This is a genomic window from Nocardia sp. NPDC059154 (assembly GCF_042755705.1).
Lineage (GTDB): Bacteria > Actinomycetota > Actinomycetes > Mycobacteriales > Mycobacteriaceae > Nocardia.
Genome location: NZ_JBHZCS010000034.1, coordinates 20,381 through 38,932, shown reverse-complemented (window position 1 = coordinate 38,932; position 18,552 = coordinate 20,381). Strand labels below are relative to the sequence as shown.

The 18,552-nt window shown below is 68.4% G+C and carries 18 protein-coding genes; 7 read left to right on the top strand and 11 right to left on the bottom strand.

The genetic code is table 11. From position 1 onward, the window contains the following. Positions 1-36: 36 nt before the first annotated feature. The 3 genes from ACFXN1_RS27405 to ACFXN1_RS27395 all read left to right on the top strand — a co-directional run bounded on the left by ACFXN1_RS27405 (position 37) and on the right by ACFXN1_RS27395 (position 3,753). Positions 37-1,521 (top strand): hypothetical protein, encoded by a 1,485-nt coding sequence (locus ACFXN1_RS27405; RefSeq protein WP_379441072.1) that lies wholly within the window; start codon positions 37-39, stop codon positions 1,519-1,521. Positions 1,522-1,609: 88 nt separating this feature from the next. Next, positions 1,610-2,116, top strand: coding sequence for a PH domain-containing protein (locus tag ACFXN1_RS27400; RefSeq protein ID WP_379441071.1), 507 nt, complete (start codon positions 1,610-1,612; stop codon positions 2,114-2,116). Continuing rightward, on the top strand, positions 2,113-3,753 hold the full coding sequence (locus tag ACFXN1_RS27395) for a PH domain-containing protein (RefSeq protein ID WP_379463698.1): 1,641 nt from the start codon (positions 2,113-2,115) through the stop codon (positions 3,751-3,753). The genes ACFXN1_RS27400 and ACFXN1_RS27395 overlap by 4 nt, the downstream gene beginning before the upstream one ends. Before the next feature lie 56 nt (positions 3,754-3,809). Here ACFXN1_RS27395 and ACFXN1_RS27390 read toward each other — a convergent pair whose 3' ends face one another. The 6 genes from ACFXN1_RS27390 to typA form a co-directional block, all read right to left on the bottom strand. Next, the gene (locus tag ACFXN1_RS27390) at positions 3,810-5,114 is read right to left on the bottom strand and encodes an FAD-binding oxidoreductase (RefSeq protein ID WP_379443295.1); all 1,305 of its coding nucleotides are present in this window, start codon (positions 5,112-5,114) and stop codon (positions 3,810-3,812) included. A gap of 109 nt (positions 5,115-5,223) precedes the next feature. Then, the gene (locus ACFXN1_RS27385) at positions 5,224-5,721 is read right to left on the bottom strand and encodes a hypothetical protein (protein WP_379393926.1); all 498 of its coding nucleotides are present in this window, start codon (positions 5,719-5,721) and stop codon (positions 5,224-5,226) included. After that, on the bottom strand, positions 5,718-5,876 hold the full coding sequence (locus tag ACFXN1_RS27380) for a hypothetical protein (protein ID WP_326306468.1): 159 nt from the start codon (positions 5,874-5,876) through the stop codon (positions 5,718-5,720). Before ACFXN1_RS27380 ends, ACFXN1_RS27385 begins: the two co-directional genes overlap by 4 nt. Before the next feature lie 12 nt (positions 5,877-5,888). Further along, positions 5,889-6,782 carry an N-acetyl-1-D-myo-inositol-2-amino-2-deoxy-alpha-D-glucopyranoside deacetylase gene (gene mshB / locus ACFXN1_RS27375; RefSeq protein ID WP_379393924.1) on the bottom strand — a complete coding sequence of 298 codons (894 nt, stop codon included), beginning with the start codon at positions 6,780-6,782 and terminating at the stop codon, positions 5,889-5,891. Beyond that, complete coding sequence (locus ACFXN1_RS27370; protein ID WP_379393922.1) at positions 6,779-8,524, bottom strand: ABC transporter family substrate-binding protein; 1,746 nt, start codon at positions 8,522-8,524, stop codon at positions 6,779-6,781. Before ACFXN1_RS27370 ends, mshB begins: the two co-directional genes overlap by 4 nt. Before the next feature lie 142 nt (positions 8,525-8,666). After that, positions 8,667-10,562, bottom strand: a complete 1,896-nt coding sequence (gene typA, locus ACFXN1_RS27365; protein ID WP_379379915.1) for a translational GTPase TypA — start codon at positions 10,560-10,562, stop codon at positions 8,667-8,669. A gap of 170 nt (positions 10,563-10,732) precedes the next feature. Between typA and ACFXN1_RS27360 the strand changes: the two genes are divergently transcribed. Together ACFXN1_RS27360 and ACFXN1_RS27355 are read left to right on the top strand one after the other, a co-directional pair. Then, on the top strand, positions 10,733-10,909 hold the full coding sequence (locus ACFXN1_RS27360; RefSeq protein WP_354833569.1) for a hypothetical protein: 177 nt from the start codon (positions 10,733-10,735) through the stop codon (positions 10,907-10,909). 20 nt (positions 10,910-10,929) lie between these two features. Next, positions 10,930-11,223 (top strand): 4a-hydroxytetrahydrobiopterin dehydratase, encoded by a 294-nt coding sequence (locus tag ACFXN1_RS27355; protein WP_379443331.1) that lies wholly within the window; start codon positions 10,930-10,932, stop codon positions 11,221-11,223. Here the strand turns inward: ACFXN1_RS27355 and ACFXN1_RS27350 are convergent. Then, on the bottom strand, positions 11,165-12,340 hold the full coding sequence (locus ACFXN1_RS27350) for a mannosyltransferase (protein ID WP_379443296.1): 1,176 nt from the start codon (positions 12,338-12,340) through the stop codon (positions 11,165-11,167). The two genes, ACFXN1_RS27355 and ACFXN1_RS27350, sit on opposite strands and share 59 nt — an antisense overlap. Before the next feature lie 230 nt (positions 12,341-12,570). Continuing rightward, the gene (locus ACFXN1_RS27345; protein ID WP_379443333.1) at positions 12,571-13,770 is read right to left on the bottom strand and encodes a mannosyltransferase; all 1,200 of its coding nucleotides are present in this window, start codon (positions 13,768-13,770) and stop codon (positions 12,571-12,573) included. A gap of 378 nt (positions 13,771-14,148) precedes the next feature. On the opposite strand from ACFXN1_RS27345, the gene ACFXN1_RS27340 reads away from it, so the two are divergent. Both ACFXN1_RS27340 and ACFXN1_RS27335 read left to right on the top strand, forming a co-directional pair. After that, on the top strand, positions 14,149-14,901 hold the full coding sequence (locus ACFXN1_RS27340; protein ID WP_379443298.1) for a hypothetical protein: 753 nt from the start codon (positions 14,149-14,151) through the stop codon (positions 14,899-14,901). Positions 14,902-15,074: 173 nt separating this feature from the next. Next, positions 15,075-15,443, top strand: coding sequence for a hypothetical protein (locus tag ACFXN1_RS27335; RefSeq protein WP_379443299.1), 369 nt, complete (start codon positions 15,075-15,077; stop codon positions 15,441-15,443). A gap of 24 nt (positions 15,444-15,467) precedes the next feature. Here the strand turns inward: ACFXN1_RS27335 and ACFXN1_RS27330 are convergent, their stop codons facing one another. From ACFXN1_RS27330 to ACFXN1_RS27320, 3 genes are all read right to left on the bottom strand, one after another. Beyond that, positions 15,468-16,193 carry a DUF1906 domain-containing protein gene (locus tag ACFXN1_RS27330; protein ID WP_379443300.1) on the bottom strand — a complete coding sequence of 242 codons (726 nt, stop codon included), beginning with the start codon at positions 16,191-16,193 and terminating at the stop codon, positions 15,468-15,470. Between the two features lie 295 nt (positions 16,194-16,488). Next, entirely contained in the window at positions 16,489-17,715 is a 1,227-nt protein-coding gene (locus ACFXN1_RS27325; protein WP_379443302.1) for a hypothetical protein, read from the bottom strand. A gap of 156 nt (positions 17,716-17,871) precedes the next feature. Beyond that, the gene (locus tag ACFXN1_RS27320; RefSeq protein WP_379443303.1) at positions 17,872-18,528 is read right to left on the bottom strand and encodes a CHAP domain-containing protein; all 657 of its coding nucleotides are present in this window, start codon (positions 18,526-18,528) and stop codon (positions 17,872-17,874) included. Positions 18,529-18,552 lie beyond the last annotated feature (24 nt).

Genomic DNA, 18,552 nt, shown 5'->3' with positions numbered 1-18,552 from the left:
CGGGCGTCCACTTCGCAGAAGAAGAGGGAGACCTTCGTGCTCGCGAAAATCCGCCGCGCCGCTGTCGTCGCCGGGCTGGGCGCCACCGCCCTGCTGACCATCGCCACCAGCACCGCCTCCGCATTCGGACCGGTGCCGCCCGCCAATCCGTACCTGGGACCGGTGGGCACCGCGACCATGCACGGCGACGCCGAGGCCTCCGACACCACACCACTGCCCGGCGTCGGCACCGGCGGCGTGAACGCGGACTTCCATGAGGAGGGCGCGGCCTGCCCGACGATCCTGCAGGGCGCGGACGGCTTCCCGCAGGCGCTGTGCACGAAGATCACCGATCGCGCGCCGGAAGTGCTGCTGCTGGACCCGAGCAACGGCAACACCCTCGCGCACCTCGACCTGGCCAAGGGCAGCCTGCTCGGCGGGGTCTACGCCTACCTGGACAACCACGACCAGATGGTTACCGTGGACGGCTCGGGCAGCCTGCTGCGGATCGGGCACCAGCGCGGCTCCGACGGCTCCTGGTCGCTGTCGATCGCCTCGAAAACCGATGTGACACAGGCGGTCACCGGACACTGCGGCGGCGGCACCTGTGACGCGGTCAGTTCGGTGTCCCCCGACTACCAGGGCCGGGTGTGGTTCGCCACCGACAGCGCCGCGGCCGGATTCGTCAACACCGACGGCACCGCGCACTCGATCGTGCTCGCGCCCGGCGAGAACGTGGCCAACAGCATCGCCACCGCGCCCCAGGGCATGGCCGTGGCCACCGACCACGCGCTGTACCTGCTGAACGTGGACGGCAGCGGCAACCCGCAGATCGTGTGGCGGCAGGCCTACGACCGCGGCCCGGCCCGCAAGCCCGGCCAATTGAGCTGGGGCACCGGCGCGACGCCGACCTTCTTCGGACCCGGCGACGGCACCGAATACCTGGCCATCACCGACAACGCGGCCACCAAGGAGAACCTGCTCGTCTTCGACACCGCCACCGGCCGGCCGGTGTGCTCGGTGCCCGCCATCGACGGCACCGAGAACTCCCCCATCGGATCGGGCAACAGCGTGTTCGTGGCCAGCACCTACGGCTATCCCTACCCGGCGCTGCCGCCCAACGCCGGCACCAGTCAGCCCGCGAGCGCACCGATTTCGGGCGGCATGACCCGCATCGACGTCACCGGCTCCGGCTGCACCGTGGTCTGGACCAACACCGTGCCCTCCTCGGCGGTGCCGCGACTGTCGGTGGCGGACGGCAAGATCTACACCTTCACCCGGCACTCCCTGCTCGGCAGCGGCAGCGGCGCACTCGGCAGTGGCAGCAGCAGCGGCAGCAGTGGCCTGGGCAGCGGCAGCGCGGGGGTGACCGACAACTACAGCTTCGCGGTGATCGACGCCGATACCGGCAAGGTCGACACCGAGCAGTTCGTCGGCGCGACCACCGTGAACGACACCCTGGAAATGGTCGGGACCATCGCTCCCGGCCGAATCCAATACCAGGGCACCACGACCGGACTGTTCCGCATTACGCCCAAGTAGCGGACCCACGCCGCGGCGGAAAAACCGGGCGTCCGGTCCTCTCCGGTACAACCGCCTCCGCGGCCGGATTCATGCAAGCATGGGCAGCATGTCCCAGCCCCTCGCTCCCGGCGGCATCCTGGCCGACCCGTCGCGGCGTCCCAGCCCACGCGCCAAACTGCTGTGGGCGCTGAGCGCCGCGCTGTCGTGGGCGGTGCCGATCCTCGGAGTGGGGGTCTGGGCGCTGTTCGACTCGCACCGGCGCGGCCTGCAGGCGCTGGTGTTCGGAATCGTGCTGCTGGCAGCGATATTCAGCATCGTGGCCATCCCGCTGTGGCGCTACGCCGTGCACCGCTGGGAGATCACCGACGAGGCCGTCTACACCCGGACCGGCTGGTTCACCCAGGAGAGCCGGGTCGCGCCCATCACCCGCGTGCAGACCGTGGACACCTACCGCGGACCGCTGGAACGGCTGCTCGGACTGGCCACCGTCACCGTCACCACCGCCTCCTCGGCCGGGGCCGTGCACATCAGCGCGCTCGCCCTGGCCGACGCGCGCGACACCGTTGCCCAGCTCACCGCCATCGCCGCACAGCACCGGGGGGACGCCACATGACCCAGCCGCCACCGCCGGATCCGGACGTGTTCCCGGATTCCTATCCGACGGAAGTGCTTTCACCGATCACCGCGGCATCGGGGCCGGGCACGCCCCTCGGCCCGGACGCCGAGAACTGGCAGCGGCTCGACAAGCGCATGCTGCTGGTCCACCCGGTCACCGAGCTCATCCGCTTCATCCCGGTGCTGATCGCCACGCTGGTGGCGGGTGCGAGCCGGGACAATCCCGGGTGGAGCCTGGCCGTGGTGGCGATCATCGTCGGCTTCGCGCTCACCCGCTGGTTCACAACCACCTATCGCATCACCCCCGACAATGTGGAGCTGCGCACCGGACTGATCCAGCGCAAACGACTTTCGGTGCCGCGCAACCGGGTCCGATCGGTCGACGTGCAGGCCGACCTGCTGCACCGGGTGCTCGGACTGGCGGTGCTGTCCATCGGCACCGGGCAGCACGCGGAGAAGCGGGAACAGTTCAAACTGGACTCGCTGGATGCCAAACTGGTGCCGGAACTGCGGCTCACACTGCTGGCGCACACCCGGGCAGGCACGGAATCCGTTGATGCCCAGTCGGTTACGACCGAAGGTGAAGCACCGGATGCGACGCGCGGCCATCCCGTTGTGGAAGTCGCGCACTGGCAACCGGATTGGGTGCGGTACGCGCCACTCTCGTTGACCGGCTTCGCAATCATCGCGCCGGTCGTCGGCCTGGCCTTCCAGTACGGGTTCGCCCAGCTCTTCCTGAAATCCGGTACGGTCCAGGATGTCGGGCACCGTAGCGCGACCGTCATCGCGGGGGTGATCGCGCTGCTCGTCGTGATCCTGGTCGTGGTGGTCAGCCTCGCCGCCTGCGCGCGCTACCTCATGACCTGGTTCAGCCTGAACGTACTGGACGACGGCAAGACCCTGACCGTGCGGCACGGGCTGTTCACCACCCGCCAGACCACCCTCGACCTGGCCCGCCTGCGCGGCGCGACGGTCAACGAGCCCCTGCTGCTGCGCCTGGCCGGAGCCGCCGAACTCGAAGCCATCATGACCGGCACCAGCCCGCGGCAGAAGATCCTGCCGCAGGCTCCCCGCGCCGCCGTGCACCGCACCCTCGCCCATCTGCTGGGCACCTCCACCGTTCCGGCCGAAGCCACCCTGCCGGTACCCCCACTGGTGACCGTGCCGCTGGTCCCCCACGGCCCGGCCGCCCATCGCCGCCGCTACACCCGCACCCTGAGTCCGCTCGCGGCCATCGCGGCGCTGCTGCTCGTCATTTCCTTTGCGGGCGGCCACATCCCGCTCTGGATGTGGATCACACTCGCCATCGCCACCCCCATCGCCGCCGCCCTCGCCTGGGACCGCTACCGCGGCCTGGGCCACGCCGTGCTCCCCGCCGCCGACGGCAAACCGGCCTGGCTCATCACCCGCAGCGGCTGCCTGGACCGCGACCGCGACTGCCTGGAGGCCCCCGGCGTCATCGGCTGGACCGTCCGCCAGACCCTCTTCCAGCGCCGCGCGGGCGTGGCCACGGTCGTGGCCGCCTCCGCCGCGGGCAAGAAGCGCTACCGCGTCATCGACCTGCCGATCGACCAGGCGTGGTCCCTCATCGACGCGGTCACCCCCGGACAGCTGGGCACCCCCGCCGGGCGGTGACCGAACGGCTCGGCGGCGGATCGAATGCTCTACCGCCGAGCCGGAATTCAGCACGGTCAGCCGAGCACCGGGTAGTTCGAGCGAATCACGTTCTGCGGGTCTCGCTCACGCTTGATCGCGCGCATGCGGTCCATGGTCGCCGCGTCGAAGGCCGCGGCGGCCGACTCACCGGGGGCCAGGAAGGTGAAGGGCTTCTTGCCCGTCACCAGCGCACCGAACTCCGCCACCAGCGCATTTGTCCTGGCGTGCACCGCCTCTCGCAGGTGGGGCAGACCGAGGCCGAGGGTGGAGACGAGATAGCGGTCGGAGAGCGCACCGCGCGCACCCGCGGCCGGGCGGGCCAGCGCGCCGCCCAGATGGCGGACCTGAAGGCTGACCAGCGGTGCGAGGGATTCGCCGAGAATGATCTTCTCCGCCGCCGGGGACAGGTCGTCGAGGAGTTCGCCGCGGGTGATGGCCGGGCTGGGATCGACCGGCTCCTGGGTGATGTCGCCGAGATCGGCCACCGACAGAGCGGCCCGCGTGTCGGTGAGCGCGCCGCCGATCCGGTCCAGCGCGGACACCAGGGTCCGGCCCTGCTCCGGATCGCCCAGATAGGCGAGGTCCACGCCCACCATCTCCGGCGCCTGCGGAAACTGGAAGCGGTTGAACCACACCGACAACTCGTCGGGGGCCCGAGAAGTCAACTCGCGGAAGGCTTCCCACACCTCGGGCAACCGATCGGCGGTCCAGGTGATGCGGCCGCCGTACAGCCCCGGCGCGGGGAAGAGCTCGAACTCGAGACCCGTCACCACGGCGAAATCGCCACCGCCACCGGACAATGCCCAGAACAGGTCCGGATCGCTGTCCGCGGTCACCCGGGCCTGGCGGCCCTCGGCGTCCACGATCTCGAAGGCGCGCACCGCATTCGACGCCCAGCCGTACTTACGGCCGAACCAGCTCTTGCCGCCGCCCAGCGTGTAACCCGTCACGCCGACCACCGGATTACTGCCCGCGAGCCCGGTCAGACCGTGCCCGGCCGCGGCCGCCTGGACCTGCCCCCACCGCACGCCCGCACCGACCCGGGCCACCCGCGCGACCGGATCGATCTCGAGGCGATTCAGCGCCCCGGTCCGCACCAGGATCGCGGTGTCGACGCCACCGGCCGCACCGTGCCCGGTCGGCTGGGTCACCACCGAGCGGCCCGCGGCGCGTGCGTACCGCACCACGGCGGCCACATCCGCGGCGTCGGCGACCTCGGCGACCGCCGCCACCGGCTGCGTCACGGCCAGGCTCCACGGCCGCGCGGCCTGCTCGAAGTCCGCGTCACCGGACTCCAGGACGCGGCCCCGGACAGCATTGCGCAGTTCGTCGAATCCCATCGTCTTCCCTCGTTCCTGATCGTGATTGCGATTCACGAGGGGGACGAGACAGGGCGCCGAAGTGTGACAGCGCGGCGGAAAAGAGTCGAAAAACCGCAGGACGGTCCGGTCAGGCTCCGGTCCGGGCCAGACGGACGGTCGCCCGGTAGTAGAGGTACATGCCCGCGGGCAGCAGACCGCAGATGAGCAGCAGCATGGTCGGCCAGTCACCCATGAGCAGGGCGTACCCGCTGGGACTGAAACCCGCGCAGATCAGGAAGCCCAGGACCCACACCAGGATCGGCAGGGCCATCACCCCGATCCGCTTGGTGATCACACCCATGCCCATCACCAGCAGCACGTTCACCACCGCGGCCGCCAGAGCCGTGAGCGGCACCGCGATCGCGCCGTCGGTCATGCTCGAGGCCAGGGTGCCCGCGGCCAGCACCGGCGTCGGCTCCGGGATGTGGGCCCGGCCGGCGTAGATCGGCAGGAACAGCACCTCGAACCCGAGCGTGATCACCGCGTCGGCCAGCAGCAGCGTGCCGATCAACGCAGTCAGCACCCCGCGCACCGGCCCCGCCGCCATCACCGCATCGCCCGTCCGGGCACCGACGGCCGCCGTCACGGCACCGGCGGGAATCCGAGCAGCGTCAGCAGCTGACTCTGCATGTCCACGAAGCCGTAGAGCACCGAGAGGTACAGCTCGTGCTGCCACTCGAAGTAGGGGCGCTGGCTCTCGACGAACGCCGCGATCGCGTTCTGCAGGTCCCAGTTGTACATAGCCTCAGTCTCTCATTCCAGGCCACCGAGAAGATCATGTTCGCGGCCGTCGGGGCCCAGCGGGCCGCGCTCGCCACGCACCAGAATGTAATGCTCCTCCGGCAGCACCGGCTGGGCGACATCGTTCGACAGCGCGAACTCCCGGCCCGAGGGGGCCACCGTCACCTGGGTCGCGTGCGCCCGCAGGGCCGCGCGCTTGGCCGCCAGCACATCCGAGACATCCACCGTGGTGGTCACGGATTCCGCTGGCACACAAGCCAATTCACCCGTATGCGGCAGCCGCCAGCCGCGCGGCAGCGCACCCGGCAGCTGATCCACCGTGCGGCGCTTCAACGACTCGGTGTGCATGGCCAGCACCGTGCGATCGGTGACCGTCCAGTACACCTTCGGGACCGTCCAGCCCCAGTCCGAGGCGGCGTCGATGGCCGCCATGGTGATCTGGTGCGCGCGAACGTGATCCGGATGCCCGTAGCCGCCGCGCGGGTCGTAGCCGATCACCACGCGCGGGCGCAGCTCCAGGATCACCTGCACCAGCGCGTCGATCGCGGCGGTACCGGAGTTCACGAAGGCGCGGGGATTGCGCGCAGACGGCGTCCCGGCCATGCCCGAATCCCGCCAGCGGCCCGCGCCGCCCAGGAAATGCGGCGCCCCGGCATCCAATTCGGCCAGCGCCCTGGTCAATTCGAGAATGCGGTAACCGCCCAGCTGATCGGCCTGCCCGGCCACCAGATGCGCGTAATCGTCGCCGATGACCTCGCCCTCTTCGCCGAGCGTGCAGGTCACCACGGTGACCGGGAGGCCGCGCTTGCGATAGTGGGCGATGGTGCCGCCGGTGGTGATGGACTCGTCGTCCGGATGCGCGTGCACCAGCAACAGACCGTGCCGGGAAGCATCGAGAGGATTCACGGCAGCCTCCGCCAGTTGGCGGCATCACCGAAGATGCCGGTCTGAATGGCGCCGCTCAGCGAGGCCCCGTCCACCCGCGGGCCCGCGGCGGCGACCTGGGTGTCCTGCACGATGGGCAGCACCGTCGCCAGTTCCCACAGCTTGGGCTCGGTCTCGCCGATCACCTTGCCCACATCGATGCCGCGCAGGGCCGCGTCGATGGCGGGCTGCAGGGTCGGATCGCACACGCCGGACACATTCGACGGGGACTTCTTCGCCCCGTCCGCGACGGTGGTGTCCGCGGTGTCACCGGGCGGCGCCACCGGCGTGCACCCGTACCGCGACGCCAGCACGGTGGCCGGATCCTCACCGGTGCGTTCCCAGCCGACCACGGCGTCGACCCCGACGTCGGTCAGCTCCTTGCCGTACAGCTGCGAGGCCGTGACACTGCGCACGACGACATCGATTCCGGCACTGCGCAATTGGTCGGCGGCGGTATTGGCCACCGCCAGCGTGGTGGTGTCGCCGTCCACCGCGCCGATCCGCACCGTCAGCGATTTACCGTTCTTGGCCAGCGACCGCGGCTGCGGGGCGGGCGAGGTCGCCGACTGCGTGGCCGGCGTCTCCGCGGCCCGCGCGAATCCGGCCTCGGCCAGCAGTCCGAACGCCTCCTCCTGGCTCAGGCGCGGCGGCTGGGTCGCGACATAACCCGGATCCGAGGGCGAAAGTACCTGCGCCCGAGCCGGTTCCACCCAGCTGCCGGTCTGCGCGCCGACCGTGGCCAGCAGCACCGGATCCAGCAGCGCCAGCACCGCGCGCCGGACCCGGACATCGGCCAGGTCGCCGCTGCGGCCGTTGAGCGCCAGCTGCATCTCCCGCGACTGCGGCATGGTGGCCGTGCGCACCGACGGAATCGCCGCCAGCTGCGCCTGCAACGCCACACCGCCGTGCACCAGCGCCATCTGCGCGTCCCCGACCCGCAGCGACTCCGCCACCTGCGCGGGAGTTCCGCCGCGCCGCAACAGAATCTGATCCGGCACCGCGGGCTGACCCCAGTACCGGTCGTTGCGTTCCAGCAGGATCTCCTCGCGGCCGCGGTCGGCCTGCTTGATCCGGAACTGGCCGCCGGAGATCCGGATGGTGTCGATCAACCCCTGCTCGAAACCCGAGTCCTTGACCAGATGCTGGGGCAGCAGATCCGAGAACAGCTGCCGCCAGGCGGGATACGGCTGCGTCATGGTGACCGTCACCGTCTTGCCGCCCGCCGACGAACTGACATCCGAGATCAGCCGATAGCCCGCGGGATCCACCGTGCCCGGCTGCGTGATCATCTGCTGCCAGAGGTATTTGAAGTCCTCGGCCGCGATGGGCGCGCCGTCGGACCAGGACGCCTCGTTCTTGAGCTGATAGGTGATGGTGAACGGCTCCTGCGCCGTCACATCCGCCGACACCATGAGCGCCGGATCCAGCATCCAGTCCGTGCCGCCCGGCACCCCCGGCGTCGGGCCGGGCCGGAACGGGCTCGGCAACACCATCGACGCGACCGCCGCCGTCGCCGGCGACTGCTGCGACCGCAGATGCGGATTGAACCCGATCCCGATGTCGTCGACCGCGACCACGACGGAGTTCTTCCCCGGCTTGGCCGGCTGCGTCTTCGGACTGTCGGTGGATTCGATGGGCGGTGGCGGATTCGCGGTGCATCCGGTCGCGACCGCCAACAGGGTCGCCACCAATACCAACACCGCGCGCCACGATGCACGCATCCGCGCCCCCGTTCTCACGTTCGGCACTTTACTGGATCTACCCTTCACGACCCGGCCACGGCAGCTGTCTGCGGGTTCGCCCAGCGCCCGATACCAATCGGCGAGCCACTCGAAAGCGGCTCGCCGAGAGGTCGGAGCGTTGTTACTGGGCGGCCTTGTCGCGGGCCTTGCGGCGCGAGATCTCACGCTGGCGGTCGTTGGCATTCAGGGTGACCTTGCGGACCCGCACGATCTCCGGGGTGACCTCGACACACTCGTCGTCGGTGCAGAACTCCATCGCGCTCTCGAGATCCAGCTGCAGCGGCTTGGCCAGGGTCTCGAGCACGTCACCGGTGGCGGACCGCATATTGGTCAGCTTCTTCTCGCGGGTGACGTTGATGTCGAGGTCCTCGGCACGCGGGTTGATGCCGACCACGTGGCCCTCGTAGGTGTCGGCGCCCGGCTCCACGAAGAACTGGCCACGGTCGGCCAGCTGGATCATGGCGAACGGGGTGACCGAACCATTGCGGTCGGAGACCAGCGAACCGGTGTGGCGGGCGCGGATCTCACCGGCCCACGGCGCGTAGCCGTCGAACACGGCGTTGGCGATACCGGTGCCGCGGGTCTCGGTGAGGAAGTCGGTGCGGAAACCGATCAGACCACGCGACGGGACGATGAACTCCATGCGCACCCACCCGGCCGAGTGGTTGCTCATCTGGACCATCTTGCCCTTGCGGGCGGCCAGCAGCTGGGTGACGGCGCCCAGGTACTCGTCCGGGCAGTCGATGGTCAGCTCTTCGAAGGGCTCGTGCACCTTGCCGTCGACGGTCTTGGTGACCACCTGCGGCTTGCCGACGGTCAGCTCGAAGCCCTCGCGGCGCATCTGCTCGACCAGGATGGCCAGCGCGAGCTCACCACGGCCCTGCACCTCCCAGGCGTCCGGGCGGCCGATGTCGAGCACCCGCAGCGACACGTTGCCGACCAGTTCCTGGTCCAGGCGCGACTTCACCATGCGGGCGGTCAGCTTGTGGCCCTGCACCCGGCCGACCAGCGGCGAGGTGTTGGTGCCGATGGTCACCGAGATGGCCGGCTCGTCGACGGTGATCCGCGGCAGCGCGACCGGGTTGTCGACGTCGGCGAGGGTGTCGCCGATCATGATGTCCGGAATGCCCGCGATGGCGACGATGTCACCGGCCACGGCCTCTTCGCCGGGCTGACGCTCGACGCCGATGGTCTTGAGCAGCTCGGTGATCTTGACAGTCTTGACGCCGTCACCGTGCATCCATGCGACGTTCTGGCCCTTCTTCAGGGTGCCGTTGTGGATGCGCACCAGGCCGATTCGGCCCAGGAACGGGGAGGCGTCGAGGTTGGTGACGTGCGCCTGCAGGGTGGCCTTCGGGTCGCCCTTGGGGGCGGGAACGTACTTCATGAGGACCTCGAACAGCTCGTCGAGGTTCTCCGCGTCCGGCACCTGGCCGTTGTCGGGGCGGCTGGTGGACGCCACGCCCGCGCGGCCGGAGGCGTAGAGCACCGGCAGGTCGAGGGCCAGCTCGGCGGCCTCGGAGGCCTCGTCGTCGAGGTCGGAGGCCAGGTCCAGCAGCAGGTCGTGGGATTCCTCGACGACCTCCTCGATGCGGGCGTCCGGGCGGTCGGTCTTGTTGACCACCAGGATCACCGGCAGCGAGGCCGCGAGGGCCTTGCGCAGCACGAAGCGGGTCTGCGGCAGCGGACCCTCGGACGCGTCGACGAGCAGCACGACGCCGTCCACCATGGACAGGCCGCGCTCCACCTCACCACCGAAATCGGCGTGGCCGGGGGTGTCGATGACATTGATGACGGTGACCGATCCGTCGGCGTTATGCCGGTGAACAGCGGTGTTCTTGGCGAGAATGGTGATGCCCTTCTCGCGCTCGAGGTCACCGGAGTCCATCACTCGGTCGACGAGTTCGGCACGTTCGGCGAACGCACCGGATTGCCGGAGCATGGCGTCGACCAGTGTTGTCTTGCCGTGGTCGACGTGCGCCACGATGGCGACGTTGCGGAACTCGACAGACGACACGTTTGATTCCTCCTGGTGAAAAAGTCTGTTGCCGACCCGGATGGGTCTCATGCGTGGGGCTGCCTACGACGAGACATGGCGAACTCCACCGGGCATGCGGCGAGCTACAGACTACCGGGCGCACTAGATCACATGGTCAATGGGCGGAGGTTAGGTTAAGCTAACCAACCATGGGCAAGGTGAAGGCCAAACATGTATCCGGTCTGAAGCCGAAGAAGAAATGCTGCCGCAAGAAGACGCGATGCCTGAAATGCCCTGTTGTGATTACGCGGATGAAGAAGGCCGAAGCCGCAGGCTGCTGCGGCAAGGAACTCAAGAAGTGCCTGAAACTCGCGCGGGCGGCCTGAATCCGGAGTACACCGGAGTCATGAGTCCTGCGCTGCTCTCCGACGACGACATCGCCAAGGCCCTCACCGAACTGCCCGAATGGACCCGTGAGGGCAACAGCATCACGCGCACCATCAAGGCCCCCTCGTTCCTGGCCGGCATCGAACTGGTGCGCCGGGTGGCCGCCGCGGCCGAGGCCGCCGACCACCATCCCGATATCGATATCCGCTGGCGGCGGGTCACTTTCACGCTGTCCACCCACTCCGCGGGCGGTCTCACGACACGCGATATGGCTCTCGCTCACGAGATCGATCAACTACACGCTCAGAGCTGAGCCGCCCGGCCCGGATCATCCACGCATAGAGGGCCAGCACCCCGATCGCGTTCGCCGCGCCCAGCCAGGCCAGATAGCCCGGACGCGAGATATCCCACATCGACTTCTGCAGGGTGCCCAGCATCCAGGGCACCCCGATCACCGTCGCGAACAGCCAGTATGCGGCCATCAGGCGCGCACCGGCGCCCTCGCGCAGCGGACCGTGGAGCAGCCACAGAATCAGCGGGACCAGGCACACCCAGTGGTGTGACCAGGAGATCGGCGACGCCATCAAACCGAACAGCTGCACGATGATCAGCGTGCCCAGCCGATCGTCGGAACGCAGTGCGCGCCAGGCGAAGAACGCGAGTACGGCCGTCACCAGCACGGATGTCTTCCACAGCAGCCCGGACCCGATGTCGTGGCCGGCCAGGCGGCTGAGCGCCCCGCGCAGCGACTGATTGATCACCGAACCGACCGGCCCGATACGGCCCGGGTCGCCGACCAGTTCCCCGAAGTACCTCCTGGTCTCACCCGGCGTCAGCAGGAAGGTCAGGCCGATGGTCCCGGCAAAGGCCACCGCCGACCAGATCACCGCGAGCCACTGCCGGCGGGCCACGAAATACAGTCCGGTCACCGCCGGGGTCAGCTTGACCCCCACACCCAGGCCGACCAGCGCACCCGACACCCACCACCGGGCACTGCGCGCCGCGACCATGGCGAGCAGCACCAGGAACACATTGACCTGGCCGTAGTCGAGGGTGGACCGCACCGCTTCCAGCCACATGCCGCCCGCGGTCCACGCCACCGCGGTGGTGCGCCAGGACTGTTCGTGCATGGCCTCCCGGCCCACGGTCATCTCCAGCGATATCCACACGATGCCGAACAGCGCCGCCGCCGTGGCCAGCAGCCAGCCGACGGCCACCATGCCGAAGGGCAGGAAATGCAGCGGATACAGGACGAGCGCCGCGAACGGTGGATATGTGAACGGCAGCGGAAATTGTGGTGACCGACTGGAATCGGTCCAGTCGTAGAGGTTCCCGCGGAACAGATTCGCGGCCCCTTCGACATACACGTGCAGGTCCACGAGGATCAGATTGCTGGGCCAGAACAGCGCCCACAGCAGGCGGACCAGCACCGAGATGCCGAGGGTCGGCGGCAGCCAGGCGGAAACGTCGATTCACGGCACGGACTTTCGGTCGGGTGGATCACCGACCGGAATTCACGGCTGGCGAGCAGGCCTTTCAGGCGCTCGATGAGCGTAACTGGACCAACGATTATCCCGCGCACCCCAAATATTAAGGGCACCACCGACATTCGAGGCGCCCGAGATATTCGGGACGCGGCTCTCGCGCTGAAAATCTCACCTCACCGGTCGGACAGCTCTTGCTCGCGAGATCGATCGACCGGATGTCCGGGGCTGAGCCGGCCGGACCGGATGATCCAGGCATAGAGCGCCAGCACGCCGAGCACGTCCACCGCGCCCAGCCAGGACAGGATGCCCGGACGCGAGATGGTCCAGATCGAATCCTGGAAGAAGCCCAGCACCCAGGGCACGCCGATCAGCGTCACCACCAGCCAGTAACCGGCCAGCCCCCGGGCGCCCGCCGCCTGCCGCAGCGGGCCGTAGCACAGCCACAGGATGACCGGCAGGAGCCAGATCCAGTGGTGCGACCAGGAGATCGGCGACACCATCAACCCGAACAGCTGCACGATGATCAGCGTGCCCAGCCGGTCGTCGGAATCCAGTGCGCGCCAAGCGAAGAACGCGAGCACGGCCGTCACCAGCGCGGCCGCGATCCACACCGGCCCGGACACCACGTCGTGGCCGAGCAGCCGACTGAGCGCGCCGCGCAGCGACTGATTGGTCGCCGATCCGACCGGCCCGATGCGATGCGCGTCGCCGAGCAATTCGCGGAAGTACTTGTTGGTCTCACCGGGGGCGAACAGATAGGTCAGCAGAATGGTCCCGAAGAAGACCACCGCCGACCAGATCGCCGTGAACCAGCGTTTACGAGCCGCGAAATACAGCCCGGTGACGGCCGGGGTCAGCTTGATGCCGGCGGCCACGCCGACCAGCGTGCCCGACACCCACCAGCGCGCGCTGCGGACCGCGATCATGGCGAGCAGCACCAGGAACACATTGACCTGGCCGTAGTCGAAGGTCGAGCGCACCGGCTCCAGCCACATGCCGATCGCCGTCCACGCCACCGCGGCGGTGCGCCAGGACCGTTCACGCATGGCCTCGCGGCCGACCATCATCTCCAGCGCCAACCACACCACGCCGAACAGCGCCGCCACCGTGGCGAGCAGCCATCCGATGGCTACCACCCCGAAGGGCAGGAAATGCAGCGGATAGAACACCAGCGCCGCGAACGGCGGATAGGTGAACGGCAGTGGAAAGTCCGGCGTCTTACTGGAATCGGTGTAGTCGTAGAGATTCCCGCCGAACAGATTCGCGGAGCCGTCCACATAGACGTGCAGGTCCACGAAGTTCATGCCATTCGGCAGAAACAGGACCCACACGAGACGGGCCAGCACCGAAATACCCAGTGCCGCGGCGGCCATGTGGAAGTGTCGATTCACGGCACTGTCTTTCAGCTCGGGCGGGTCACCGGCCGAGTGCACGGCTGGCGAATGCGGCTTGCGGGCCTCACGAATGCGGCGTTGCGGTGGCCCCGGCAAGCGTAGTCGCCCAGCAGAATGTCCCGTACAGCGCGGACCCTCCGCTGTAACATTTGCATCACCGACCCCATCTGTAACAGGCACTCCGGTCGCCCGTTCGATAGCGTCAGCTGATCGAGTTCGCCAAGATCACACCGCGGCTGTACAACACGGCAGCCCGGTCCCTAGAGTGGCGCGGAGCGATGGCTCCATCGCTGCTAGATGTCCCTGAAGGTAAGGACGGCTACACCAGTGCTTCGCACCCGAGGATCGCGGTTCGCAATGTCCGCATTGGCCCTGGCGGCCTGCGCCACCGTCGCCGTGCCGACGGCCTACGCGAACCCCGCGCCGGCACCCAAGAGCGCGTCGATTCCGATGATCCCCGAAGGGGTTCCGGTCGACGCGCTGGCCTCGCTGGTCCCCGCCATCATCGGCGCGGCCACCGGTCCCGCCGATATCGCGGACGCAGGCCCCAAGAACGCCATTCTCGCCCAGGCCAAGCAGCTGCTGGAGAGCAGCAACCTGCCGGCGCAGGTGAAGACCACGCTGCTCGCCGTCATCACGTTCCTCGACGGCAGTGGCGGTGGCGGCCCCGACATCCCGAAGGACGGCCCGGTCATCTCGCAGTTCCTGTGGCCGACCATCGGCAAGGGCTGCATCTCCTCCACCGCCGACTCGGTGGGCACCGCGCTGGCCGTCGGCGGTCCGGCGCAGCTGCCCCCGCCCGGACCGGCGCAGGGCCAGGCCGGTTTCGTGTTCACCGCGCTGGGCACCAAGCAGCCCACCGATGTGCAGCCCACCCCGATGACGGTGCAGTGGCTGAACCTCGACACGCGCGCCACCGGCACCCAGAACCTGACCAATGACGCGCACATCAACCCGGACGGCCCGGCCACCCTGTCGGCCATCGCCAACACCGGTTCCGGTCGCGTGGTCGCCATCGTCTCGGGTTCGCTGACGACCCAGGCCGATCCGGAATCGCAGCCGATCACCTGCTCGTTCCTCCCCACCATCGGATTCTTCACCGTCACATAGCCGCCTCCCCGCATATTCAGCGGGCAGCTAAGAGCCGCCCACCGTCAGGCACCCGTGCCGGCGGTGGGGAGCCAACCCGATTTTGGACGTACCCGGTGAGTTACCCCAACACTCACCAGATCAGTTGTCACGTTCCATACTCTCTCGGGGTTTCCTGTGGTAGACCGACATCTATGGCCGCTGTGACCAACCCCGTACGGGGACTGCATTCGCGCCGGTCGATCCTCTCGATTCGTTCCGAGGGATCGATCCTGTCGATCGGCTCGGCCTATTCGATCCTGTCCATCGGCAGCGTGGGCTCGGTGCTGTCGATCGGGTCGGTGGGCTCGTTCGGCTCTCTCATCTCCTCGGCTTCCTTCGGCAGCCTCGGCTCCGCCTTCTCGGCGCTGTCCCGCTGGTCCCTGTTCTCCTGGAACGGGGACGGTGAGGTCTTCGCCGACGGCAGCGGCGAGGACGAACACACCGATCCCCACCTCATGCTCCGGGTCGTCCCCGACGAGCCGGACCTGGCGGTCGACCCGACCTGCCACTGCCAGACCTAACGGTTTTCCTTCAGCAGAGTCGGGTTACCACCATTGGCCGTACTGCGGGGCGAGTACGGCATTGACGTCCACGGAGACGCCGTCGACCTCGCGCTTGTCGATCTCGAACTGGTGCAGGGTGGCGGCGGGGTGGACGTAGCCCTTCGGGGTGCCCCAATTGTGTTGCCAGAAGAAGGAGCACAGGCCCGCGTCGCGAATGTTGTCGATGCTCGGCGAGTTCGCGTAGACGCCGGTGCGGTCGTGTCCGATGACGGTCTCCCAGCCGCGCAGGTACGGCTCGATGAACTGCTCGAAATCGTCGTCGCCGGGGTTGTCGTCGATGGAGGCGTAGATGGGCGCGGTGTCGGGCCCGCCTGCGGCCTTGTGCAGGATCAATCCCCGTGCAGCGTGCTGTAATCCGGCCGCGTAACCGCCGCGCCAGTCGGCGGTCGGGCCCTTGCCGAACTGGTAGCAGGAGACCACCGTCAGGCCCGCGGCGCGCAGGGCGTCGACCTCGCGGGCGAGCAGCGGTTTGCCCGCCATCCATTCGGCGCCGGGCCGCCGGTCGGAGACGTAGCGGATGACGCCGATATCGCCGTCGTCGCTGATGGATTGGGCGGAGGGAACGCCGCCGGCGTAGTCGAGGAGGGTGCCGAGCTGTTGCTTGGCTGCCGCGGTGGCGGGTGGGAGGGTCAGTCCGGCGGTGATTCCGGCGGCGAGAGCCGTGGCCCCGGAGAGGAAGTTCCGTCGATTGACATGGGCAGGACGCATCACGGGCTCCTTCGCACACACTCGCTGGTCGAACATTCCAGTCGTGACGATTGGGAGACGGCGTCTCACCGGTGACCGGTTGGAACTACTTGCGGCGTGCCCGGCGCACCTTCCCCGATGAAAACAAGATCATCCGTGCGCCGGGAGCCCTGAACGTGCTCTCATTTCACCATATTCACATTGGAATCGCCAGGCTCATCGAGCACATCGGCACCATATGTCACATCGGGGCGAAACCGGGCAACGACCGGCCGATGGCGAACAAACAGCTATCGAATTGCCGCGGCCGGGGACCTCAGACGCGCGTCGAGTCCAGCCGGGCGCCCACATCGATGGTCCGGCGCGACACGTCGGCCACCTCGGCGCGCACGACCCTCGCGACCTGGGCAGCGATCTGCTTGCGCATGCCGGCCAGCTTGCCGAGCGCGGCCGCCCGCCAGCCCTCGGCGGTCATCTCCAGATCGATGTCGCGGGCGCGCGGCGGCACCGCGTCGATGACGATCAGCAACGGCTCGGCGGCACGCGCGGTGAGGGCCACCGGCACCTGCACCTCGGCCCGATAGCGGTTGGTCTTGAGCACGTCCACGGAGATGTCCAGGCTCACCGGAATGGTGAGGTCGAAGCGCACCAGCGCGGGATCGTGGGAGTTCGCGTGTGCCTCGGCCGCCGCGGCCGCCGCCGATTCGGCCGCGGCATGCGGCAATTCGGCGATCCGCGGCTCGGGTACCGGGGTGACGGTGACCGGGCCGGTGGCAGCGACCCGGGGCAGTCGCACACTGCCCTGCACACAGACCTCGGCCTTGTTGCCCGGGCCGGTGCGCAGCGGGCCGACCTCGATGGGCTTGCCCGCCATCGATTCCACCACCTGCCGCACCCGTTCCGCGGTCACGATGCGCGCGAAGAACCGGCGGCCGAATTCGTCGTAGCCGATCCACTCGTGGGTCGGTCGCCCGCGGTAGGCCGAGCGGGTGCCGTCCATGATGGCCTGCACGTCGAAGGTGCGGCCGCGCTGCGAATCCGGGTCGGCCAGAATGGCATTGATGCGATTGGCGACCTCGCGCTGCACCAGTTTGGCGATGGGGTCCAGCAGCAGTTCCCAGGCGGTGCCGATGGCCTGTGCGCGCATGACGAAGCTGACGTCGCGCCCGGTGACCGGGGGAATGTCGATGACGATGAGCAGCGGATCGGCGGTGCGGGCGTGCATGCTGAGGTCGATCTCCACCACCGCCTCCAGCCGCAGCCGCTGCCCGCCGAGGGTGACGTCGACCCGCAGTTTCACCGGGAGCATGACGTCGAAGTGCACGTGTGGCCCGCGTCGGATGACGGTGGGTTTGCCGATGCTGCCCTTGGCCACGAACCGGGCGAGCCCGGCGGGCCCGATTCCGAAGGGGCCGATGGTGATTCCGCGCCCGGCCACGCTGGAGACCGCCGATTCGATCCGGGTTTCCGTCACCGCCGCCGCCACGAAACGTTCGCCGAATTCGGCGTAATCGATCCAGGTCGGTTGGTCGGACGACGTCATCAGCTACTTTCGTCGGGCGGGGACCCCTGTCCTGCCGATGAGGGGGCAGCAGGACAGGGATCAATCGACGACGCTGCCGGGCGCCGCCGAAACCCATCGTAAGCGGAAGATGCGCTCAGTAGTACACCCCGCCCCGCGTGTTTCCAGAATGTGGAATCAGCGTGTTCCCAATCGCCCGAAGCCGACCAGCCCTGATGTGCCGGACGGGCGGAATTTGTGGATGGCGACACCGCCGGATTCACCGGCCTCATTGCCGCCCACCGTGGTGATGGTATCCGAATCCGCCGCGATAACGATATTCGTGTGCTGATGGAACACACTGGAATCCGAGTACATCACCACATCGCCGACCCGCGGTAGATATCCGTTGTTCGCCTGCTCGAAACGGTGTTGTTCCCGGTAGTACTCCTCCAGGGTGTAGACGCCGGGAATCCGCCAGGATCCGGAATTCGGATTGCTCAACGGTTGTCCGGCCGCGCGCATCACCCAGCTGACGAAGTCGGCGCACCAGGGTTCGGCAATGCCCTCGGAGTATTTGTCCCGGCCGCTCTGTTCGTCGAATTGCTGTCGCAGAACATCGACCACCTGCGCCTGCCCGGGACTCAACCCGGTGGAATCGACCTCCGGAAAGTCGTGCAGCAGACGCCCGTCCAGCTCGCGCGGGCCGTAGGACTCCTCGTGCCGGTGCTGCTGCCACCACCGCATGCCGAGCACTCCCCCGGCACTCAGCGCCGAAATCATCACCAGCGCAACGGTGCTCACCACCAGCCAGCGCCGCCGTCTGCGCTGCGGGCGCTCGAGCTCGACTGTCATCCGGTCCTCCCCTGTTCCGGCCGG